This is a genomic window from Actinoplanes sp. CA-131856 (assembly GCF_050956135.1).
GTDB lineage: Bacteria > Actinomycetota > Actinomycetes > Mycobacteriales > Micromonosporaceae > Actinoplanes.
In genome coordinates this window covers 3,343,410-3,364,030 of the sequence record NZ_CP191849.1, presented here as the reverse complement: position 1 = coordinate 3,364,030, position 20,621 = coordinate 3,343,410, and the positions used below count along the sequence as shown (strand labels likewise).

Sequence of the window (20,621 nt, the reverse complement as noted above, 5' to 3'; positions counted from 1 at the left end):
GTGGCCTACTTCGAGGCGTCCAGCTGCTTCTGGCACTCGGCCTGAAGCTGCGGGAGGACGACCGCCGGGTCCTCCTTGCCGGTGCCGATGGCGGTCCGGGAGTTCAGCGCGGTCGAGAAGGTGCTCTCGATCTTCACCTTGTCCTTGACGTACGGCGTCTTGACCGCGTTCTTCACCGCGTCCACGAAGGCCTGGAGGTTCACCTTGGGGGCGACGCCCTTGAAGGACTCGATCGAGCCCTCGATGACCGGCACACCGAGCGCCGAGGTGGTCGACGCCAGCAGGCTCTGCGCCTCGGGGTTCGAGCTCATGTAGGTGGTGAACGTCTTGGCCGCGGCCGCCTCGTCGTCGGTCGCGTCGCGGGAGACGCCCAGGCTGTCGACCTCCATGGGCTCGCCCTTGCCGGGCATCGGCACGATCTGGAACTTTGCCGGGTCGAGGGCGGCGATCTTCGCGATGTTCCACGGGCCGAAGTCGGGCAGCATGGCCACCTTGCCGTCGGCGAACCACTGGAACATGTCCTGGCCCTGCGCCTCGATCGGGTTCGGGGCGAAGCCGCCCGGCTTGACCGAGTCGACGACGACCTGGGCGGCCCGGATGCCGTCGGCGTTGCCCATGGTGCAGCTCTGGCCGTCGGCGCTGTAGTAGGAGCCACCCTCGGCGATGAGCCAGCCGTCGTACCAGAGCGGCGCCGAGCCGTACACCTTCTTGCCGTTCGTCAGTTTCTTGGCGTCGGTGACGAAGTCGGCCGTCGAGGCCGGCGCGGCCTTGATGCCGGCCGCGTCGAGCAGCGCCTTGTTGACCGCCATCACCTTGCTCTTGGCCACGAACGGGATGGCCCGGTCGGAGCCGTTCACGGTGCCGGCCTCGGCCACCGCGTCCGAGTAGTAGGTGCCCTTGTCGACCTTCACCTCGCGGAACGCGTTGGCGAAGCTGGGCAGGGCGGTGTTGGAGATCTGGGCGACCGTGGGCGCGTCACCGCCGGCGATGGAGGTCTGGAGCTTCTGCTCGTAATCGCTCTGGATCCAGTTCGGCTCCACCTTGATGGTGGGGTTCGCCGCCTCGAACTTGGCGATCATCGCCTTGATCGTGGCCGCCTCGTCGTTGCTGCCCCAGAAGGCGTACGAGATGGTGGCGTTCTTCGTTTCGCCGTCGGAGGAGGAGCTGCTGCTGCACCCGGTGAGGGCCAGCGATCCGGCGACGGCGGCGGCTATGAGGACTCTTCTGCGCACTGTCACTTTCCTTTCTCGACGCGGCCGTCGGCGTACGCGCGGACGCGCGAGCCGCTCGGCACGTGGACGGTGGTTCCTTCGAATGCGGTCCAGGTGACTCCGGGCCCGTCGGTGACCCAGAGCTCGGAGGCCTCGCGGCCCTCGTGGCGCACGCCCAGCACGGAGCCGGCGAGCGGGATGCCGTCGGCCTCCAGCCAGTCGCCGCCGGGCAGATGCGAACGGGTGCGGACCTCGCCGGGGTTGTCGCCCGGCTCGAGTCCGGTCAGGCCGACCGCCACGTGGGCGACGTGGGTGAACGAGACCTCGGGGTAGTCGCTGCGGGAGGCGGCGAGGTGGCGGATCCAGCGCAGCGCCTGGGCGTCCCAGCCGTAGCGGAGAAAGGCCTCGGGCAGATAGGTGTACGCCTCGATGTTGTGGGGCGGGTCGTCCCGGAGGCCGTCGCTGAGGAACTCGAGGTGAGCGTCGGCGTTCTTGCGGATCAGGCCCTTCACCGCCGGGAACCAGGAGCTCTCCTTGCGGAAGCCGGTGACCGGCCCGTCGGCGGTGAAGCCGGCCGCATAGTGACGCTCGCCGGGCAGCCACCAGTCGCGCTCGAAATGCTCACGGAGGTCGTTCTCGATCTTCAGGCTCTCGTACGCGGCCCACTGGCTCGCGATCCCGTCCCCCGCCACCTGCAGGTAGGGCGGTTCCTCGACCTCGTTGTAGGTGGCGATCCCGGCGAAGAAGTCCTTGTTCGAGGCGGTTCCGGCGACGCCGGTGCCGAGCGGGTCGTGCGTCTCGACGAAGACGGTGGTGGTGCTGCGGATGAAGGCGGCGATCTCCGGCGTACGGAGGAAGCGGTCGTCGCCCGTCCAGCGGAACTGCTCGACGGCCTTCTCGACCAGTTCGAAAGGAGCTGGGGTCTCCCGGACGAAGTCGTCGTCCGAGCGGTAGTCGATGGCGGCCGGTTCGCCGGTGAACTCGAAGGCCCACAGCGGGTACCAGCCCCGGCGCTCGGTGGCCGAGGCGGCGAAGTGCCGCAGCATCGCGAGGTTCTCGGTGTCGAGGCCGAGCAGGTGGGCGCCGAGCATCTGGTGGGCCAGGTCGCGGGAGTAGAACATCGGCCGCTCGGGCAGGCCGGCCCAATAGCTCGGCAGGTACGCGGCGTCGCGGCCGGTCTGCACCCAGGACCGGGCCCGCGATGACGCCCAAATGAAAGACTCGACAAGGTCTTTCATGCTGCTGTTCATGGTAAGACCGGCGTGGCCGCCGCCGCGTAACGTGCTCGACATGAAAGTCACTGTTGCATGTACGTCATAGACCCGTCAATGGGCGTCACGCGATAAGATCATGATGTCGCTTGCGAGGGGGTGTTCGCGCCCGTGACTCACCCTGGGTACGACACTGGTCGTACCCCTTTCGGGGAGTTGCCGCAGGTCAGGCGCGCGGCGCGGAGGTGGAGCTGCGGATGATCAGCTCCGGGTCGAACAGCAGCTCGCCCGGGGGCACCGGGCGGCGGTTGACCAGATGGACCATGGCGGTCGAGATCGACTGCGCGATGCGCTCGATCGGCTGCCGCACGGTGGTCAGCGGCGGATCGACGAACTCCATCACCTGCGAGTCGTCGTAGCCGACCACCGACAGGTCGCGCGGCACGCTCAGGCCGCGCCGGCCCGCCGCGCGGATCGCGCCCAGCGCCATGTAGTCGCTGGCCGCCACGATGGCGCTCACGCCCTGGTCGAGCAGGGCCTCGGCGGCCGACATGCCGCCCTCGATGGTGTAGACCTGATGGGCCACGAGCCGTTTCGGATCGCCCGCGCCGCGCGCGCTCATGGCCTCGAGGAAGCCCTCGAGGCGGCGCTCGCTCGGCCGGTTGCCGACCGGCCCGACGATCATGCCGATGTCGCGGTGGCCCAGGCCCCACAGATGGTCGACGGCCACCTCGGCCGCCACCCGGTCGTTCGTCGAGAAGCTGGGCGCCGGAAAGCCGTCGACGGTGCCGTTCATGGTGACGAACGGGATCTGCCGCTCGTGCAGCAGCCGGTAGGCGGCGGTGTCGACGCCGATCAGGGTGTTGCTGGCCGAGGCGAACACGGCCCCGGCGATGCCCAGATCCATGGTCGAGCTGATGAAATCGGTCTCCTGGAGCCCGCCCACGGTCGTCGAGCAGACGATCGCCTTGAAGCCCTGCGGCGCCAGCGCCGACTCGACGAGCTCGCACAGCCGCCCGAAGAACGGCGTGGCCAGCCCCGGCGTCAGCACGATGACGAGCTGGCTCTGCGCACCCCGGTCATAGCCGAGGTCACGGATCGCCTCCTCCACCGCCATGCGCGTGCGCGGCGCGACGACACCACGCCGGTTGAGCACCCGGCTCACGGTCGCCTCACTGACGCCCGCCCGAGCGGCGACGTCACTGATCCCGACCCTGGCCATGGCGACACCATACGGCAGCCCCGGTCGACGAATGACGGCACCTTGCCGGATGTGCGACATTGCAGTGATGATCCCCGCCCGGATTCGCTCGGTCTCCGCGCTCACGCCACACATGCGCGAGATCGAGCTGGCCGTCCCCGCCCTGTCCCGGCGACGCTGCAACCCGGGCGCCCACGTGGTGGTCCACGTCCCCGACCGGCGCGTCTACTCGATCTGGCGCCACGACCCGGCCTCGGCCACGGTGGTCCTGAGGGTGGCCCTGCACGACAGTGGCGGCCCCGGCTGCGTCTGGGCGTCGGAGGCGTCCCCCGGCGACCGGGTCACCTTGGAGCCACCCCGCACGAAGATCAGCATCGACCAGACGGCCCGCTACCACCTCTTCGCCGGCGACGAGACCGGAGCGGTGCCGTTGCTGGCCATGCGGGCCACGCTGGGCAGCACCGTCCCCGTCCACGGCGTCTTCGAGACAACGGAGGCCGCCGAGGAGATCCCCGGCTCCCCGGCACTCCCGTGGGTCCACCGGGGCCGGGCCTCAGCCGTGGCGTCGCGGGTCCTGCTGCGCGCACTCCAGGACCTGGAACTGCCGTCGAGCCCTGGCGCCGCCTACATAGCCGGCGAGAGCGACACGTGCCGCCTGCTGCAACGCCACCTCATCGAACAGCGGGGATGGCCCCGGCGAGCCGTGCACACCCAGCCCCAATGGTCCCAGGGCCGCCCCGGCTTCGGCGCCGGCTCACCTGCCGCCCACCGGACGGCGATGACGTAGCCGGCCACAAGGAGCAGTCCGACCGATCCACGTGCCTGAGTTCTTGACCCTTCCCGCACCTTCAGCCGACAAGCAAGCACGACAAAAAGACAAGCCCACTTGTCTTTTTGTCAAGCCGAAACCAGCGCACGGGGCCGCGCCATCCGTTCCCGAGCCACCGCGCACGCCGACCGCCCGCCGTCCGCGACCACGACTTCAGCCTCACCCTGTTCCCCCACCTCGGCCTCACCCACGCCCCCACCAAGCTCCGCCTCACCCTGGTCCGCCCACCTCGCCCCCCGCGCGTCTCCCCCGCCTCAACCGCACCCCATCCCCGCCCACCTCAGCCGCACCCCATCCCCGCCCCTTCCCTACTCCTTCCGGCCTCACTCCGTCCGGCCGCGTTCAAACCGGTCCAGTCCAGCTCGATTCGGCGCGGAAGCAGGTCACTCCCCCGCGGAAGAAGCTCACGTCCCCGGATTCGGCGCGGAAGCAGGTCCTGACTCGGTGTGGGAGGAGGTCACGTCCGCTGGCGTGGTGCTAGTCGCCGTCGCTGATTCGTGGGTTGCTGCGCTGCGCCGGCGTAGGGAAGGCTGGTTGCGGCTCGGCGACGGTGCCGGAGCCACGCTGAGAAGGGTCACGTGTCGATGAGGCATTAGGGTCGGCGCGTGACGATGGAGCTGAAGCGCCTGCCCGAAGCCGACATCGGCGCCGGGCTGCACCTCGCTCTCCGGAGCCTGCTCGGTTCCTGCTTTCCCGGCTATCCGGAGCGCAGCTACTTCAAGATCCCACCCCATTTCCGGTACGTCCTGACGGACGGCCCCGCGGCTCTGGCCCACCTCGGCGTCGAGCTCCGCGTGATCCGGGTCGGTGAGCAGATCCTGCGCACGTTCGGGGTGGTCGACCTCTGCGTCCGCGCGGACCACCGCGGCCAAGGCCTGGCCAGCCGCCTGCTGGACGAACTGACCGGCTACGCCGCCGCCTGTGGGATGGACTTCGTCATCCTCTTCGCCGACGACGACAGCCTCTATCTCCGCCACGGCTTCGCGCGGGTGGGCAACCCGCTGAGCTGGGTGAAGATCAACGACCATCGCGTGATCGGCCTGGCCCAGGGGGTGACCCCACACGAGCTCATGGTCCGCCCGGTGAGTGGCATGCCCTGGCCGCCCGGCGAGATCGATCTGCTCGGTCACGTCTTCTGAGGGGGCCCTGGGGCCCCCTCATCAAGGGTCAGGGCGTGTAGCAGATGCTGGAGCCGGGGAGCCGGTGCTCGAACACCTTGGTGACCGGGCTTCCCGTGATCGGCATGTCGAACGTGGTCCTGATCCGGGCCACGTACGTCAGCGTCGTGTGGCAGTACGCGCCCGTCGAATAGCCGTACTGCCGGCTGGCCGGGCACTGGGCGCCGCTGGCGATGCGGCGGCCACACGCCTGGGTCGTCGACGTGGAGTGGGCGTCCGGGTTGGAGGGCACCGTGTTCGTGGCGTAGATCGTGACGGTCTGCTTGATCCCCGCGCACCGCACCGGGTCACCGCCCGTGGCCTGGCAGAGGGACGCGCCGAGCGTCTGCACGGCCAGGTCGCCCGAGCTGTTCCAGAACACGTTGAAGTCCACGCACTGTACGGCCTGGCGGGTCCCTTCGGTGAAGGCGACCTGGCACTTGTGCCCCCGCGCCGTAGCGCTCGCCTGGGTCTGGATCGCGAACACGGAAGCGAGCACCACGAGGAGCACGGCCAGGACGCGCGGAAGCGGCCGGAAGGTCGAACCTGCTGACATGAGTTGCCTTTCTGGTGGTTCCAGCGATGACCGCCAGAGCCCACCACCCCGTCACCCGTCCGGCGGACCTCCCGAACGCTTCCGCACTGTCCGGAACTGTTCCGAACAGGCCGAACGTCAGCGGCGCAGGAGCACGCCGTCGAGGGTCGCGGGGGTCGAGGCGGTCAGGGTCAGCGTGCCGATGCGCTGCTGACCGATCGCGGGCACCCAGATCACGAGCCGGGTGATCTTCGGCGTCCGGAGGGAGACCGTGCCGAGCTTCAGGCCGGCCAGGGTCGCCGTCAGGGTGCCGCAGGTCGGGCAGGTGCGGGCGACGACGCCGACCTGGCTGGCGGTCACGTTGTAGCGCGTCACGCTGCCCTTGGCCGGCAGCACGGTGGCCGTGTTGCCGAAGAAGCCCTTCCAGGCGACCCGCTTGCCGCCCTTGGACATGGTGTTCATCCAGCGGTCGTCGAACGGGCTCAGCGTGCAGCGCTCGGCCGACCACTCGCTGGTGCGGGCGGCGACGTCGTGGGCCCGCGCCGAGAAGCAGTACGCCTTGCCGGCGGTCAGGGGCACGGTGGTCCGGCTGGCCGTCGTGGCCTGGAGGTTGGCCGGATAGGTGTACGCGCTCATCGGCTGGACGCCCGAGTTGGTGCGCCACCGCACGTCGTAGTTCGCGATGCCGCTCTTGTCGGTGGCCGACCAGCTCACCGCGGCCGAGGTCGTCAGCACCGTGGCCGGCGCGGCGACGGCGGCGCCGGTCGGCGCGCTGTAGTCGACGTAGAACGTGACGTCGGGGACCGGCAAGGTCACGCCGCGGATCTTCGCGTTCATGTGCAGGACGTGCCGGCCCTCGCCGAGCGGCCGGGGCACGAAGACGCTGGTCCAGTACAGGCTCTGGGTGGGCGTCGGCCGGAGCGGGGACTGCATGTCGACCGGCAGCGTGCCGTCGATGGTCGCGCTGACCTCGTCGGCCGGCCCCGGGTTCGTCACCTGCAGGCCGAAGGGCGTCCGGTCGACACCCTGCCGGATGACCTGCCCGGCCGTCGGCGCGGTGATCTTGGCCGACGGCACCACCTTGACGGTGACGTCGGAGATGCCGAGAGCGCGGCAGACGGACTGGTCGCCGCAGTCGTAGGCCGCGACGGCGATCCGGGCGGCGTCCTGCGGCATGTCGTAGGGCGGCACGACCATGCGGAACGTGCCGTCCTCGGCCACCGGCGCCAAGATCCGGAACAGGCTCCGGTCGTCGAGCAGGAGCCCGACGGTCCTGATGGCCTCCGGATGGGCGACCCGGCCGGTGACGATCTGTCCCTCGGCTCCGAACGAGGTGACCGTCGACCCGCGCGCGGGCGAGGTCACGACGATGTCACCCGGGTCCTCGTCGACGTAGACGTTCGTGCCGTTGCTGAACCACCCGCCGTCGTTGTCCGGAACGTCGGCGTAGATCGTGTAGACGCCGTCGGACAGCGGCCCGGTGTCGAACGTGCCCGAGAAGCGCCCGTCGACGACCGGCACGGTGACCTTGAGGTCGTTGTTGACGAGAATCCGCACGGTCTCACCCGCCGGCGAGCCCGTGGTGTGCCCGTTGACCGTGATCACGCCGGGCTTGATGGTCTGGTACGGCGTGAGGCTGTCCACACGGATCGTCGTGGCCGCCAGCGCCGCGGGTTGCGCCGCGACCACCGCGCCCGCCACGAGCGCGGCCACGCCGGCCATCGCGGCCCACCGCCTCGGTTGAATCCACCGCATTTCTGATCGGTTCCTTTCGTACAGCAGTCATCGGCCCGTCTCCCTCAGAAGGAGCGGGCATGGAGATGGCGAGACGGCCGGAAAGGTCAGCCGGGGCGCAGAGCCGCCGACGCGAAATAACGATGCAGGCCCACGCCGGCCGGGCCGAACGCCGGCGGCGGGAAGTCCTCGTGGGCGACGGCCGGCTCGGTCACGCCGGGCTGCGCCACGGTGGCCGGGGCGGTTCTGACCCGCCGCGCGGCCGAGGTGTGCTTGTGGTGGTGATGCGACCGGGACGCGGCGGACTGCGCCCCGGCGGCGGTGTGACGCCGGTGGCCGGCCCGCAGGGGGACGGCGGCGGCCAGGACGGAGAGGGAGAGCACGAGCGCCAGAAGCGCGCGCACCGTCCCTCTCTCGAACACGTGCCGAACCTAGAAGTGCGGCGATTCGGCCGTCAAGCCGCAGAAAGGCAGCTCACAGGCTCGGCAGCGGGGGCAGGGCGCGCTGGTCGAGCCACGCCGTGAACAACGGGCTCAACGGCTCGGTGGTGAAGCGCTGGGCGTGGGCCCGGAACTGGGCCGTGGTGACCGTCGCGTGGCGGTGCTCGGCCACCCAGGAGCGCAGCAGGGCGAAGAACGCCGCGTCGCCCGCGCGCCGGCGCAGGGCGTGCAGGGTCAGGGCGCCGCGCTTGTAGACGATCGGGTCGAACATGCGGGTCACGCCCGGGTCGGACACCACGACGTCGAAGGGGCGGCCGGCCAGCGTGGCGTGCCACTGTGCGGCCAGGGCCTCGACCGACGGGCCGCCCGAGACGTCCGACCACAGCCACTCGGCGTACGTCGCGAAGCCCTCGTTCAGCCAAATGTGGCGCCAGTCGGCGACTGTCAGGCTGTTGCCGAACCACTGGTGGGCCAGCTCGTGGGCGACGAGCCGCTCGTACGTGCGCCAGCCGTCGACGTGGTTGCGGCCGAAGACCGCCATGCCCTGGGCCTCGATCGGGTCGTCCAGGTCGTCGTCGGCCACCACCACGACGTACTCGCGGAAGGGGTACGGCCCGAACAGGTCGGTGAGCACGTTCATGATCTCGCCGTGGCGGCCGAAGTCGTGGCGGAAGACGGTGCGCAGGCGGGGCGGGATCGCGGCCCTCTGCACCACCTCGCCCGCGGCCAGCTCGATCAGCTCGTACCGGCCCACCTGCACGCTCATCAGGTACGGCGCCGTGGGCTCGGTCCGCTCGTACACCCACGTGGTGTTGCCGGCGCCCCGGCGGCGGGAGACCAGGTCGCCGGTCGCCACCACCGTGTACGAGGTCGGCGCGGTCAACGTGACCAGGAAGGTGGCCTTCTCGAGGCGGTCGTTGCACGGGAACCAGGACGGCGCCCCGTTGGGCTGGCTGGCTACCAGGGCGCCGTCGGTGAGCTCGTCCCAGCCGATGTCGCCCCAGCGTCCCGAGATCGGGACGGGCGAACCGGCGTACCTGACCTCGATCTTGAAAACCGCGCCGTATCCGACCGTTTTATCCGGTTTGATGCGGATTTTTCCCGCTCGGTGCGTATAACCGACCCGGTGACCGTCCACGCGGACGTCGGAAACCCGGAACACGCCCAGGTCGAGGCTGAACCGGGAAAGCGACTGCACGGCCTGCGCCGTGATCGTCGCCTTCCCGGCGAGCCGGTTCGAGACGACCCGGTAGTCGAGCTCCAGGTCGTAGTGGAGCACCCGGTAACCGCCGTTGCCGTGCCCGGGAAGGTACGAGTCGGTCGAACGGTCGGCGCCCGGAGGCGTCATGCCCAGGTCGCGATCGGGTTGCCCAGCCAGCGGGTGTCGTCGGGCACGGCGTCGCCGCGGGTGACCAGCGAGCCCGGGCCGACAGTGGTGCGGGCGCCGATGCTCGCGCCGGGCAGCACGATGCCGTGCGGGCCGAGTGTGGAGCCCGCGTCCAGAGTGACCTCGTCCATGGCCATGATCCGATCATGGAACAGGTGGGTCTGCACGACGCACCCCCGGTTGACCGTCGCACCCTCGCCCAGGCGCACCAGATCGTACTCCGGAAGCCAGTACGTCTCGAGCCACGAACCCCGGCCGATCTTGGCGCCGACGGTGCGCAGCCAGATGTTGAGCAGCGGGGTGCCGGCGCCGAAGCGGAACAGCCACGGCGCGACCAGCACCTCGACGAACGTGTCGGCCAGCTCGTTGCGCCAGACGAACGACGTCCACAGGGCGTGCTCGGTGACCTTGAACCGGCCGACCAGCAGCCACTTGACCAGTGTCGCGATCAGCGCGCCGGCGATCACCGCGGCGAACAGTACCGGGCCCGCGGCGGCCGCCGCCACCCAGCCGTTCGTGGCCCGCCAGATCTGGTCGAGCCCGGCCAGCACCAGCACGGCCAGCACGCCGGCCAGCATGACCGGGATGATCCGGCACAGCTCGATCGTCGCGCGGGCCACCTTCAGGCGCAGCGGCGGGGCGTACGTCCGGCTCGAATCGCCCGACTCGACCGTGCGGCGCAGCGGCATCGGCGGGGCGCCGAGCCACGACGAGCCCTTCTTCGCCTTGCGCGGCGCCGACGACAGCACACCGACCAGGCCGCGCTTGGGCACGGACCGCCCCGGCGCCGCCATGCCCGAGTTGCCGAGGAACGCCTGCTTGCCGATGCGGGCCGGCGCCACGCGCAGCCAGCCGTGGCTCAGCTCGTAGGTCGCCACCATCGTGTCGTCGGCCAGGAACGCCCCGTCCTCGACGGTCGTCATCTTCGGCAGCGCCAGCACCGTCGACAGCTCCGCGTTGCGGCCGATCTTCGCGCCGAGCAGCCGCAGCCACACCGGCGTGAACAGGCTGGCGTAGATCGGGAACAGCGCGATCCGGGCCATCCCCATGAGCCGCTCGGTCGTCCACACCTGCCAGGCCACGCGGCCCCGCACCGGGTGATATCCCTCCCGGATCCCCACGCTCAGGGCCCGGACGGTCACGAGCACGAGGACCGCGTACGTCACGAAGTACGCGACCGCCGCGACGGGAGCCATCAGCAGGGCCGCGCCGAGGTCGAACCCGTCCCGGACGGTCCAGCCGAGCAGCGCCAGCGCCGGCAGCACCGCGACCACCGGGAGCAGCCCGAGCAGCTGGGCGGTCACGCTGTAGACGCCCACCCACAGCCGCGAGCGGCGCGGGGGACGCTGCGACGGCCAGGACGCACCGTCCTTGGCCGGTGCCGGCGCGGCCGGCGATCCGGCCCACCGCTTGTTGGCCGGCACGGCACCGGTGACGGTCGAGCCGGCCTCGATGTGCGCGCCCTTGCCGATCCGGGCCCCGGGCATCAGGGTGCTGCGGCCGCCGACGCGGGCGCCGGCGCCGATGCGGACCTTGCCGATCCGTACGACGTCGCCGTCGACCCAGTAGCCGGACAGGTCGACCTCGGGCTCCACGGCCGCGCCCCGGCCCAGCTTGAGCAGGCCGGTCACGGGCGGCGCCGAGTGCAGGTCGACGTCGCGGCCGATCTGGTTGCCGAGCGCCTTGGCGTACGTGATCATCCAGCCGGCTCCGGCCACACCGGTCGCCCCGGTGAGCTCGGCCAGCCGCTCGGCCGCCCACAGCCGCAGGTGGACGCTGCCGCCGCGCGGATAGGTGCCCTTGCCGACGCCGCGCAGCAGCAGGCGGGCCCCGCCGGCCGCGATGGCGATGCGCCCGCCCGGGCTGAACAGGAGCAGCCAGCCGGCCGCGATCCACCACCAGTGGATGGCCGGGCCCCACGAGGTCAGCGCGAGCAGCGTGGCCGCCACGGTGAGCCAGCGCAGGCCGACCAGGGCCAGCATCGGCACCATCAGCAGGGCCTGGAGGAAGCCCGTGCGCAGCGGGGTCGGCTTGATGTCGCGGCGCACGGTCTGGGTGGCGACGAGCGCGTCGAGCACCGCCGCCATCTCGGACAGGCGCGGGTTCTGATAGACGTCAGCCACCGCGATCTGCGGGTGCCGTAGCCGGATCCAGGCCACCAGCTGGGCCGCGCCCAGGCTGCTGCCGCCGCTGCTGAAGAAGTCGGCGTCGGCCGCGGTGGGCCGCAGTCCGAGGATCTGCTCCCAGCCCTCGGCCAGCCACGTCTCGGTGGCGGAGAGCTCGAGACCGTCGGACGAGGCGCCGGCCAGCGGCCACGGCAGGGCGGCGCGGTCGACCTTTCCGGAGGTACGGGTCGGGAGCGTCTCCACCTCGGCCAGCAGCGGCACGAGGGCCGCCGGAAGCTGCTCGCGGATGCGCGCGGTGGCGGCGGCCAGGTCGAAGCCCTCGCGCGGCACCACATATCCGACCAGCAGCTGGTTGCCGGCGGCGGTCTTCTTGATCGCGGCGGCGGCGCCGGCCACGCCGGGCAGCGCCTGCAGGGCCGCGTCGACCTCGCCCAGCTCGATCCGGCGGCCACCGAGCTTGACCTGCTCGTCACCGCGGCCCAGGAAGATCAGGCCCTCGGGCTCGGCCCGCACGATGTCGCCGCTGCGATAGGCCCGCGACCAGCCCAGCGACAGCAGCGGGGCGAACTTCTCGGCGTCCTTGGCCTCGTCGAGATAGCGGGCCAGGCCCACGCCGCCGATGACCAGCTCGCCGGTCTCGCCCATCTCGACCGGCCGGCCCTCGGCGTCGACGACGGCCAGCTCCCAGCCGTCGAGCGGCAGCCCGATGCGCACGGGTCCCTCGCCGGTCAGCGGGGCCGCGCAGGCGACGACGGTGGCCTCGGTCGGCCCGTACGTGTTCCAGACCTCACGCCCCTCGACGGCCAGCCGCTCGGCCAGCTCGGGCGGGCACGCCTCGCCACCGAAGATCAGCAGGCGGACCTCGTCGAGCGCCTCGGCCGGCCAGAGCGCGGCCAGCGTCGGGACGGTGGAGACGATGGTGATGCGCTGCTCGGCCAGCCACGGGCCGAGGTCGACGCCGCTGCGCACGAGCGAGCGGGCGGCCGGCACCAGGCACGCGCCGTGCCGCCAGGCGAGCCACATCTCCTCGCAGGAGGCGTCGAAGGCCACCGACAGCCCGGCCAACACGCGGTCGTGCGGCCCGATCGCCTCGGCGTCGTCGCCGGCCAGGAACAGCTGGGCCTCGGCGTCGACGAAAGCGGCGGCCGAGGCGTGCGAGACGGCGACGCCTTTCGGCGTGCCGGTGGAGCCGGAGGTGAAGATGATCCAGGCGTCGTCGTTCGGTCCGGGCCGTTGGGCGACGGCTTGCTTGGGCGTACGCCTCATCGAGACGCTCAACCCGTCGCCGAGCACCGCGGCGACTCCCGCCTCGTTCCAGACCAGCTCGGCCCGCTCGTCCGGGTCGTCGGCGTCGACCGGCACGTAGGCCGCACCGGCGGCCAGCACGCCCAGGATGGCGAGGTAGAGCTCGGCCGTGCCGGAGGAGACCCGGATGCCGACCCGGTCACCGACCCCGATCCCGTGGCCCTCGAGGTCGGCCCGCACCGCCTCGACCAGCTCGGCCAGCTCGCGATAGGTGAGCACCGAGCCGTCGGCGTCGATCGCGTCGGCCCCGCCGTGTGCCTGCACCGTCGCGTCGAAGATGTCGATGAGGGTGCGCCGCACCGGGGTGGAGCGGGAGTGGAACAGCGCCGGAGCCTCCGGCGCGAACTCGATCTCGGGAAGGTCGATCAGACGCAGATCGGTAGTCACGGTCACCGGGCGTGTGCTCCATCTCCACCACAACGGGCTTTGTCGGCCAGGCGCACGACGTTGAGCCGCCCGGGGCGACATTCAACGTTACAGGTGGGAAACGGGAAGTGACGGCGATGTGTCCAACGTGACAGACGCTGCTCAGCCCTCGCCCATGACCAGGCGTCGTATCGATGGAAGTCGTCACCTCTCGTGGCATCTCGACGGGAGCGCTCCCAAGGGCCTACCATCCCCTCAACCCATTGATGACTGTCGAAGTTCTCGGCGCCCCCGATCGAAGCGCTTCGACGATGTGCGGATTGGATTGACATGCGGAAACGCACCCTCGCGCTCTCCCTGGCGGCGGCCACGGCGATCACCGCCGCCGTCGCTCTGCCCGCCTCGGCGGCGGCCGGATGCCGGGTCGCCTACACCGTCAGCAGCCAGTGGCCCGGCGGCTTCGGGGCCAACGTCACGATCACCAACCTCGGTGATCCGCTCACCTCGTGGGCGCTCGTGTGGTCGTACGCCAATGGCCAGACCGTCACCCAGGCCTGGAACACCGCCCTGACCCAGTCGGGCGCGCAGGTCACGGCGCGCAACGCCGGCTACAACGGCAGTGTCGCCACCAACGGAACCGTCTCGTTCGGCTTCAACGGCGCCGCGACCGGCACCAACGCGGTGCCGACGGCGTTCACGCTCAACGGCACGGCCTGCACGGGCTCGGTCACGCCGACCACCCCGACCACCCCGCCGCCCACGACCACCCCGCCGCCGACGACCGGCGTGCCGGCGGACGCGGCCTGGGTCGACTCGGGCCAGTGGGCGTCGTGGACCAACAACGGCTACACGCTCTACAACAACATCTGGGGTTCGGGCGCCGGCACGCAGACGATCTGGGCCCGCAGCGGCACGAACTGGGGTGTGCTGGCCAACCACCCGCGCACCAGCGGCGTCAAGTCGTACCCGAACACCGGCAAGACCCTGAACCGGACGCTGAGCTCGCTGTCGTCGGTGACCAGCTCGTTCAACGTGACGGTGCCGGCCGACGGCGACTACACGACGGCGTACGACATCTGGGCCAACAACCACGCCTACGAGGTCATGCTCTGGACGAACCAGCACGGCGCGGTCGGCCCGATCGCCGAGTCGTACGACGCCAACGGCGCCGTCCCGACGGTCCGCAACCTGTCGGTCGGCGGCCACACCTGGAACGTCTACCGGGGCTCGAACGGCGCCAACGCCGTCTTCTCCTTCGTGCGCACCAACACCAACGCCGGCACGATCGACGTCCTGGCCATCATGAACTGGCTGCGCACCAACAACTGGTGGGGCGACGTGACCGTCGGCGAGCTCCAGTTCGGCTTCGAGGTGACCGGCACCGCCGGCCAGTCGGCCTTCACCACCAACAGCTTCTCGCTCAACTACAGCTGAGCGTGCGAGAGGGCCGCGCACGTCGCGCGGCCCTCTCGACGACGTCAGCGGTCGGCTTCGAGCTCGGCCGGCTTGCCGTTCGCGGCCGGGGTGCCCGCGTGGGTGGCGCCCAGCTTGCTGAGCAGGCCGGCCAGGTCGATGCCGGTCAGGTCGGTGCCCAGCTGGAGGCCCTGGGCGACGTTGTTCGCCACCGACTTGGTCAGCGACGAAGCGCCGTCGGTGGAGATGACTGTCATCTTGTCGATCGAGCCCATCGGGGCCGCGGCCGCCTCGACGACCTGCGGCAGGACGCGGACGAGCAGATCGAGGACGGCCGCTTCGCCGTACGCCGCGAACGCCTCCGCCTTTTTCGCCATGGCCTCGGCCTCGGCGCCGCCCTTGGCCAGGATCGCGGCCGCCTCGGCGGCGCCCTCACGCTCGATGGCCTCGGCGATCGCCGAGCGCCGGCGCTGTTCCGCCTCACCCTCCTTGGCGCCCTCGATGGCGTTCGCCTCGGCCAGCGCGGCCCGGCGGGCCCGCTCGCCCTCACCGGTCAGGCGGGCCTGCTCGGCCGACGCCTGCGCGGCCGCGATGACCGACTGCCGCTGCGCGTCGGCGTGCAGCACGGCCGCGGCCCGGTTGGCCTCGGCTTCCTGCTCCACCTTGTAGCGCTGGGCGTCGGCCGGCTTGCGGACCTCGGTGTCGAGCTGGCGCTGCTTGAGCTCGGCGTTGCGCTCGGCCACCTTCTGCTGCTCGGCCAGGACGGCCTGGTCGCGCTCGGCCTGGGCCAGCGGGCCGGCCGCGGCCGACTTGGCCTTGGCCGCGTCGATCTCGGCCTGGATGCCGGCCTGCTTGAGCGACAGGTTGCGCTGCGCCTCGGCGATGGCCTCCTCGGCCAGCAGACGCTCCTGCTCGGCCTGCTGACGGGCGCGGGCCTCGGCGATCGCGGCGTCCTTGAGCACGCGGGCCGCCTCGGGACGGCCGAGGTCCTGCAGGTACGACCCCTCGGCCAGGATGTCCTGGAGCTGGAACGTGTCGAGCACCAGACCCTGGTTGGTCATCGAGTGCTCGGCCTCCTCGGCCACCGCGCTGGCGAACGCGGCCCGGTCGCGGATGATCTCCTCGACCGTGAGCCGGCCGACGATCGAGCGCAGCGCGCCCGCGAGCACCTCGCGGGTGAACTCCTCGATCTCGGCCTGCTGGTGCAGGAAGCGCTGGGCGGCGGCCCGGATGGCGCCCTCGTTGCCACCCACCTTGACGATCGCCACGCCGTGCAGGTCGGCCCGGATGCCCTGCTTGGAGACGGCGCCCTTGATGCCGACGTCGATGCGGCGGCTGGACAGGTCGAGCGACTGGAGCTTCTGCACGACCGGAAGCACGAACACCGAGGCGCCCATGACGACCTTCTGCCCGGACAGGTCGGTGGTGTTGGTGCCGTCCGCGGACTGGGTCACGCGGCCCTTGCGGCCGGTGATGATGAACGCCTCGTTCGGGCCGGCCACCTTGATCCGGGACAGCACGAACAGGATCACGAGGATGATGAGCAGCACGGCACCGCCGATGGCGATGAGCAGAGGTGACATCTAGGCCTTTCCAGGGGTGTGAGGGTGGATCTGGAGGGTTTGCTCGACGACGACGCTGGTGTCCGACGGCGCCTCGACCACGAAGACCTGGGCGCCGGCGGCAATCGGGTGCTCGGCCCGGGCGTACAGCTTGACCGGTTGCCCGCCCAGAAGAATCCGCACCTCGCCGTAGCCGGCGCCACTGGGCACGGCCGTGACGATCACGCCGAGCGTGCCCACGAGGTCCTGCCGGCGCGGTGTGGCGTCGGTCGGCATGGTGCGGGCGGCGCGGCCGAGGCGAAGGGCCAGCCAGGCGGTGGGCACGGCAGCGACGAGGCCGATGAGCGGGGCCAGCACAGCCGTACCGGAAAGCTCCGCGGTGATCGCGCTCGCGAAGCCGAACGCGCCCACGAAACCGGCGACGACCTCGAGCGACACCGGGCCGTCGCCGACGTGCAGGAAGCTGAGCAGCTCGCCGCCGAGCAGGGAGAGCGCCAGCACACCGACGCCGACAGCACCGATCACCAGATAGATCGCCGTGGCCGTCGCCATGTCGCCGCCTCCCCCACCGAACGCCAGGTCAGGGTAGTGCAACCCCGCCAGTCACGCCGGGGCGCCTCCGTCGATCCAGCGGCGCAGCAGCAGCGTGTGCTCCTCGGCCCAGGCGCCGTCGCACGGCATGCTGCCGCGGGCCACCGCCTTGAAGATGCTCTCGGCGTGCTCGCGCACGTCGTCGGCCGACCACAGGTCGAACATGAAGAGCATGGAGTTGCGGTCCACCTTCCGGCGGATCTCGGGGCCGAAGTCGTCGATGGCGCCCAGGTTGATCGAGGCCGGAGCTGACGGCGGCGCGGTTCTCCACGTTCCCGCACGCCGCCGGGCTCCGGCTGGCCAAACTTTTCGCGCTGACGCCTTAGCGCCTCACTCCTCGATGGGCGTCTCGGCCGGCAGCGTGTCCATGAACGAGCTGACCGAGAAGACGGCGTTGCCGGCTCCGGGCGGGCCGTATCCGGGCGGGCTCGACAGGCCGTTCGACTCCATGGTCGCGCGGTACGCCTCGAGCAGCCGGATGTGGTACTCCAGCGGCGCGCCCTGCGGGTTCGTCTTGCCGAGCGGCGTGGTCGGCTCGGGGCACCAGGTGGTGAAGCGCGGCGTGATGCCCCTGGACATGAAGTATTGGAGGCCTTCGGTCGTCGACTCGATCGCCTCGTCGACGGTCGTGAAGCCGAACGGCTCGGCCATCTCGACGCCGGCCACGAAGTTCGGGATGACGTTGCGCGGGCCGAAAACCTCCGCCGACTCCAGGATCCGCTTGTGCCACTCGGTGCGGCCCACGTAGCGCTCCTTGCCCGGGCAGTACAGCTCGAACAGGCGCTTGTCCCACACCTCGTAGTTGGGGTGGTAGATCTGGATGCCGTAGTCCTTGAAGCGCTGCACGTCGGCGCGCGGCAGCGCCTGGGCGACGACCTTGCCGATCCAGCGGCCCGGGAAACGCTCCTCGATCGCCTGGGCGTACTGGCCGTAGAAGTCGGCCTCGGCCAGCCCGGCGACCTGCCGCGTGATGCTGCCGCCGGTCAGCGTGTACGCGGTCGACGTCTGCGCGGTGTCGTACTTGTTGATGATCTCGAGCGCCTCGAGGACCTCCTCGACCGGCTTCACACCCGTGTACGGCCGCCCGGCCGCCTTGTGCTGGCGGAAGTTGTGGTTGATGTCGCAGTACTGACATTCCTCGGTCGCGCCGAAGTACTGACAGAGGCGATAGGCGGTCAGATAGATCAGGTAGCCCCACTGGATCGTCGGGGCGACCTCCATGACCTGCTTGCCGTTGGCCAGGGTGTGCCGGTAGTAGTCCGGCATGGGCGGCACACCGACGTCGGCGATCGGCTTGCCGTCGAGGAAGAGCTGAAGCTTTCCGTCCTCGCCGGCCTTCACCTTGTACGGCGAGTCGGGATTGGTGCGGACCGAAACAACAGTGCGGCGGAGCCCGTACGGTCCACCGGTCAGCACGATCTCCTCAGGCGGCCGCCGCAGGGCCGCGGTGCCGAGCTCCGGCAGCGTCCGGTGGTCGAACGAGAAGATGAAGTACGACTTCGGCTTGACGTCGCCGCCCTCGTTGTCGGTGAGCGCGGAGTCGTCGAAGGCCAGCCCGCCACGCAGCAGGTCTTCCTTGATGACCGCTTCGCGCGGGATGTGCGGGAAACGGCCCATCAGATCTTCGACGAGATCCGTCCGTGACGACATGCGCCCTCCTGCCATTGCTGAGTTGACCTCATTCCATGTCATCACGTCTGAGCGCCGCCGCCGGGTCCCGGGACAGAGACGTTTGCGACACCTCGCCCGCCTCCCAGCAGTTCTTCGAGCACGGCGGCCTCGCTGATCGCGACATCCTTGCTGGCGGTGAGCAGCAGCAGAGGCCTACTTTGCGCGAGCTCACGCAGATGCGCCAGAGCCTGGGCCTGCTCGCCGTTCGCCAGCTCGGCCTCGTAGCGCCGCCGGAACTCGGGGAACTTGTCAGGGTCGTGGCGGTACCACTTGCGCAGCTCAGGCGTAGGAGCGACCTGCTTGCACCATTCGTCGAGGGCGGCCCGCTCCTTGCTGACCCCACGTGGCCAGAGCCGGTCGACGAGCACCCGCGCCGCCTCGCCACCGGGGGTCACCTCGTCGTAGATGCGCCCGACTTCCGTTTTCATCGTTCCCATTCTTACCTCGCCCGCTTATCCTAGGGGTCCTAGGTTTATCCGATGCACCCAAGGACTCCTGATGCCACGGCAGGGCTTGACCACCGAGCGCGTCGCCATGGCGGCGGCCGAGCTGGCCGACACGCTCGGCCTGGACCGGTTGACGGTCGCGGCGGTGGCGAGGCATTTCGGGGTGGCCGACGCCAGCCTGTACGGCCATGTCCGCAACCGGGAGGCGCTGCTGCATCAGGTGGCCGTCCGGGCCGCGGCGCTGTTCGCCGACCGTTTGTCGCTGGCGGTGGCCGGCCGTTCGGGCCGCGACGCCCTGACCGGCTTCGCCGCCGCGTACCGGGCGTTCGCGGTGACCCACCCGGGCCAGTACGCGGCGACGAACCTCCAGCTGCCCCCGGAGATCGGCCTGAACTCCCCCGGCCACGTCCGCCTGATAGAGCTCAGCTACGCCACGCTGCGCGGCTACGGCTTGGTAGAGCCCGCTCTGACCGACCGGATCCGCCTGCTCCGCAGCACCCTGCACGGCTTCGCCACGCTGGAGGCGTCAGGCGGTTTCGGCCACCCCCGAGACCTGGACACGTCGTTCCGAGCCATCGTCGACGACTTGCACACCCTCCTCTCCACCAAGGAAGCCCCATGACCCTCATCGACGTACGCTCCCCCGACGGCACCCGCTTGACCGTCCGCCGAGAGGGCGCGGGCACTCCCGTAGTTCTCCTGCACGGCTCAGGAGGCGGCCTGCACAGCTGGGACCCGCTGGTGGCGCAGCTGGCCGACACCTACGAACTGTGGAACCCCGCCCGCCGCGGCTACGCCCCCAGCGACGTCCCACCAGCACGCAAGTCATTCAAGGACGAGACAGCCGACGTAGCGGCCATCCTCACCGCAGTGGGCCGCCCCGCTCACTTGGTAGGCGCCTCATACGGCGCCATCCTCGCCCTGCACACCGCAGCCACAGTCGCAGTCGCATCACCCCCGTCCGCGCTGCTCTCGCTGACCGTCTTCGAACCGCCGCTGTTCGCCATCGGACCGCACATCGCCCTGTTGCTCGACCGCTACCGGAACTGCTTCGAACGCGACGACCACGCCGGCATGTTCGCCGTGCTCAACGAGGTGACCCAGGTGCCGCGCCGGATCGCCGCCGCATTCGGCCCACCGTCACGCAACCCGGCTGCGGAAGCCGGCTGGCTGCACGACCTGGAGGCCCTGGCCGACGACGACCCACACTTCGCGGCCGACCTGACCGTTCCCACCTTGATCCTCCAGGGCGCCGACACCTGGGACCCGATGCCGGCCAGCATGGACGCCCTGGCCGCGGCCCTCCCCCACGCCCACCGAATCAGCTGGCCCGGCCAGTCGCATTTCGCCCCGAGCCTCGCCCCGGAGCTGATGGCCACCGCCCTGCGCAACTTCTGGACCGACCAGGAGAGTTAGGGCCGCCGCGCCGAACCGCA

General features: G+C 70.7%; 18 protein-coding genes. 5 read left to right on the top strand and 13 right to left on the bottom strand.

Annotated features, from left to right (window positions below; all coding sequences use genetic code 11):
- Nucleotides 1–5: 5 nt before the first annotated feature.
- The 3 genes from ACQP2X_RS15780 to ACQP2X_RS15770 all read right to left on the bottom strand — a co-directional run bounded on the left by ACQP2X_RS15780 (nucleotide 6) and on the right by ACQP2X_RS15770 (nucleotide 3,644).
- Nucleotides 6–1,232, bottom strand: a complete 1,227-nt coding sequence (locus tag ACQP2X_RS15780) for an ABC transporter substrate-binding protein (RefSeq protein ID WP_498697645.1) — start codon at nucleotides 1,230–1,232, stop codon at nucleotides 6–8.
- Between the two features lie 2 nt (nucleotides 1,233–1,234).
- Complete coding sequence (locus ACQP2X_RS15775) at nucleotides 1,235–2,449, bottom strand: hypothetical protein (RefSeq protein WP_498697643.1); 1,215 nt, start codon at nucleotides 2,447–2,449, stop codon at nucleotides 1,235–1,237.
- Between the two features lie 199 nt (nucleotides 2,450–2,648).
- On the bottom strand, nucleotides 2,649–3,644 hold the full coding sequence (locus tag ACQP2X_RS15770) for a LacI family DNA-binding transcriptional regulator (protein WP_498697642.1): 996 nt from the start codon (nucleotides 3,642–3,644) through the stop codon (nucleotides 2,649–2,651).
- A gap of 67 nt (nucleotides 3,645–3,711) precedes the next feature.
- Between ACQP2X_RS15770 and ACQP2X_RS15765 the strand changes: the two genes are divergently transcribed.
- Nucleotides 3,712–4,410: a siderophore-interacting protein gene (locus ACQP2X_RS15765; protein WP_498697641.1), complete on the top strand. Its 699-nt coding sequence runs from the start codon at nucleotides 3,712–3,714 to the stop codon at nucleotides 4,408–4,410.
- 653 nt (nucleotides 4,411–5,063) lie between these two features.
- Nucleotides 5,064–5,591 (top strand): GNAT family N-acetyltransferase, encoded by a 528-nt coding sequence (locus ACQP2X_RS15760; protein WP_498700958.1) that lies wholly within the window; start codon nucleotides 5,064–5,066, stop codon nucleotides 5,589–5,591.
- 28 nt (nucleotides 5,592–5,619) lie between these two features.
- Here the strand turns inward: ACQP2X_RS15760 and ACQP2X_RS15755 are convergent, their stop codons facing one another.
- The 5 genes from ACQP2X_RS15755 to ACQP2X_RS15735 all read right to left on the bottom strand — a co-directional run bounded on the left by ACQP2X_RS15755 (nucleotide 5,620) and on the right by ACQP2X_RS15735 (nucleotide 13,529).
- Nucleotides 5,620–6,165, bottom strand: a complete 546-nt coding sequence (locus ACQP2X_RS15755; protein ID WP_498697640.1) for a hypothetical protein — start codon at nucleotides 6,163–6,165, stop codon at nucleotides 5,620–5,622.
- Between the two features lie 117 nt (nucleotides 6,166–6,282).
- Nucleotides 6,283–7,899 carry a hypothetical protein gene (locus ACQP2X_RS15750; RefSeq protein ID WP_498697638.1) on the bottom strand — a complete coding sequence of 539 codons (1,617 nt, stop codon included), beginning with the start codon at nucleotides 7,897–7,899 and terminating at the stop codon, nucleotides 6,283–6,285.
- An 86-nt stretch (nucleotides 7,900–7,985) separates the two neighbouring features.
- Nucleotides 7,986–8,282 (bottom strand): hypothetical protein, encoded by a 297-nt coding sequence (locus ACQP2X_RS15745; protein ID WP_498697637.1) that lies wholly within the window; start codon nucleotides 8,280–8,282, stop codon nucleotides 7,986–7,988.
- Between the two features lie 70 nt (nucleotides 8,283–8,352).
- Nucleotides 8,353–9,666, bottom strand: coding sequence for a M1 family metallopeptidase (locus ACQP2X_RS15740; protein WP_498697636.1), 1,314 nt, complete (start codon nucleotides 9,664–9,666; stop codon nucleotides 8,353–8,355).
- Nucleotides 9,663–13,529, bottom strand: coding sequence for a Pls/PosA family non-ribosomal peptide synthetase (locus ACQP2X_RS15735; RefSeq protein ID WP_498697634.1), 3,867 nt, complete (start codon nucleotides 13,527–13,529; stop codon nucleotides 9,663–9,665). Before ACQP2X_RS15735 ends, ACQP2X_RS15740 begins: the two co-directional genes overlap by 4 nt.
- 303 nt (nucleotides 13,530–13,832) lie before the next feature.
- Here ACQP2X_RS15735 and ACQP2X_RS15730 point away from each other — a divergent pair, with 303 nt between their 5' ends.
- On the top strand, nucleotides 13,833–14,936 hold the full coding sequence (locus tag ACQP2X_RS15730; protein WP_498697633.1) for a glycoside hydrolase family 12 protein: 1,104 nt from the start codon (nucleotides 13,833–13,835) through the stop codon (nucleotides 14,934–14,936).
- Between the two features lie 44 nt (nucleotides 14,937–14,980).
- Here ACQP2X_RS15730 and ACQP2X_RS15725 read toward each other — a convergent pair whose 3' ends face one another.
- The 5 genes from ACQP2X_RS15725 to ACQP2X_RS15705 all read right to left on the bottom strand — a co-directional run bounded on the left by ACQP2X_RS15725 (nucleotide 14,981) and on the right by ACQP2X_RS15705 (nucleotide 19,167).
- Nucleotides 14,981–16,498, bottom strand: a complete 1,518-nt coding sequence (locus ACQP2X_RS15725; RefSeq protein WP_498697632.1) for a flotillin family protein — start codon at nucleotides 16,496–16,498, stop codon at nucleotides 14,981–14,983.
- Nucleotides 16,499–17,029: an NfeD C-terminal domain-containing protein gene (locus ACQP2X_RS15720; protein ID WP_498697630.1), complete on the bottom strand. Its 531-nt coding sequence runs from the start codon at nucleotides 17,027–17,029 to the stop codon at nucleotides 16,499–16,501.
- A 51-nt stretch (nucleotides 17,030–17,080) separates the two neighbouring features.
- Nucleotides 17,081–17,257: a hypothetical protein gene (locus ACQP2X_RS15715; RefSeq protein ID WP_498697628.1), complete on the bottom strand. Its 177-nt coding sequence runs from the start codon at nucleotides 17,255–17,257 to the stop codon at nucleotides 17,081–17,083.
- Nucleotides 17,258–17,398: 141 nt separating this feature from the next.
- Nucleotides 17,399–18,718 (bottom strand): radical SAM protein, encoded by a 1,320-nt coding sequence (locus ACQP2X_RS15710; RefSeq protein ID WP_498697627.1) that lies wholly within the window; start codon nucleotides 18,716–18,718, stop codon nucleotides 17,399–17,401.
- Nucleotides 18,719–18,759: 41 nt separating this feature from the next.
- Entirely contained in the window at nucleotides 18,760–19,167 is a 408-nt protein-coding gene (locus ACQP2X_RS15705; protein ID WP_498697625.1) for a DUF488 domain-containing protein, read from the bottom strand.
- Nucleotides 19,168–19,237: 70 nt separating this feature from the next.
- Between ACQP2X_RS15705 and ACQP2X_RS15700 the strand changes: the two genes are divergently transcribed.
- Nucleotides 19,238–19,807, top strand: a complete 570-nt coding sequence (locus tag ACQP2X_RS15700; protein WP_498697623.1) for a TetR/AcrR family transcriptional regulator — start codon at nucleotides 19,238–19,240, stop codon at nucleotides 19,805–19,807.
- Nucleotides 19,804–20,601: an alpha/beta fold hydrolase gene (locus tag ACQP2X_RS15695; RefSeq protein ID WP_498697621.1), complete on the top strand. Its 798-nt coding sequence runs from the start codon at nucleotides 19,804–19,806 to the stop codon at nucleotides 20,599–20,601. Before ACQP2X_RS15700 ends, ACQP2X_RS15695 begins: the two co-directional genes overlap by 4 nt.
- The last annotated feature ends 20 nt before the right edge of the window (nucleotides 20,602–20,621 follow it).

What these genes read in the sequence shown, in the direction of transcription:
- ACQP2X_RS15760 (WP_498700958.1), top strand. Translation starts at nt 5,064, where the DNA reads ATGGAGCTGAAGCGCCTGCCCGAAGCCGACATCGGCGCCGGGCTGCAC.
- ACQP2X_RS15705 (WP_498697625.1), bottom strand. Translation starts at nt 19,167, where the DNA reads ATGAAAACGGAAGTCGGGCGCATCTACGACGAGGTGACCCCCGGTGGC.
- ACQP2X_RS15720 (WP_498697630.1), bottom strand. Translation starts at nt 17,029, where the DNA reads ATGGCGACGGCCACGGCGATCTATCTGGTGATCGGTGCTGTCGGCGTC.
- ACQP2X_RS15775 (WP_498697643.1), bottom strand. Translation starts at nt 2,449, where the DNA reads ATGAAAGACCTTGTCGAGTCTTTCATTTGGGCGTCATCGCGGGCCCGG.
- ACQP2X_RS15750 (WP_498697638.1), bottom strand. Translation starts at nt 7,899, where the DNA reads ATGCGGTGGATTCAACCGAGGCGGTGGGCCGCGATGGCCGGCGTGGCC.
- ACQP2X_RS15710 (WP_498697627.1), bottom strand. Translation starts at nt 18,718, where the DNA reads ATGTCGTCACGGACGGATCTCGTCGAAGATCTGATGGGCCGTTTCCCG.
- ACQP2X_RS15740 (WP_498697636.1), bottom strand. Translation starts at nt 9,666, where the DNA reads ATGACGCCTCCGGGCGCCGACCGTTCGACCGACTCGTACCTTCCCGGG.
- ACQP2X_RS15755 (WP_498697640.1), bottom strand. Translation starts at nt 6,165, where the DNA reads ATGTCAGCAGGTTCGACCTTCCGGCCGCTTCCGCGCGTCCTGGCCGTG.
- ACQP2X_RS15765 (WP_498697641.1), top strand. Translation starts at nt 3,712, where the DNA reads ATGATCCCCGCCCGGATTCGCTCGGTCTCCGCGCTCACGCCACACATG.
- ACQP2X_RS15730 (WP_498697633.1), top strand. Translation starts at nt 13,833, where the DNA reads ATGCGGAAACGCACCCTCGCGCTCTCCCTGGCGGCGGCCACGGCGATC.
- ACQP2X_RS15695 (WP_498697621.1), top strand. Translation starts at nt 19,804, where the DNA reads ATGACCCTCATCGACGTACGCTCCCCCGACGGCACCCGCTTGACCGTC.
- ACQP2X_RS15770 (WP_498697642.1), bottom strand. Translation starts at nt 3,644, where the DNA reads ATGGCCAGGGTCGGGATCAGTGACGTCGCCGCTCGGGCGGGCGTCAGT.
- ACQP2X_RS15725 (WP_498697632.1), bottom strand. Translation starts at nt 16,498, where the DNA reads ATGTCACCTCTGCTCATCGCCATCGGCGGTGCCGTGCTGCTCATCATC.
- ACQP2X_RS15700 (WP_498697623.1), top strand. Translation starts at nt 19,238, where the DNA reads ATGCCACGGCAGGGCTTGACCACCGAGCGCGTCGCCATGGCGGCGGCC.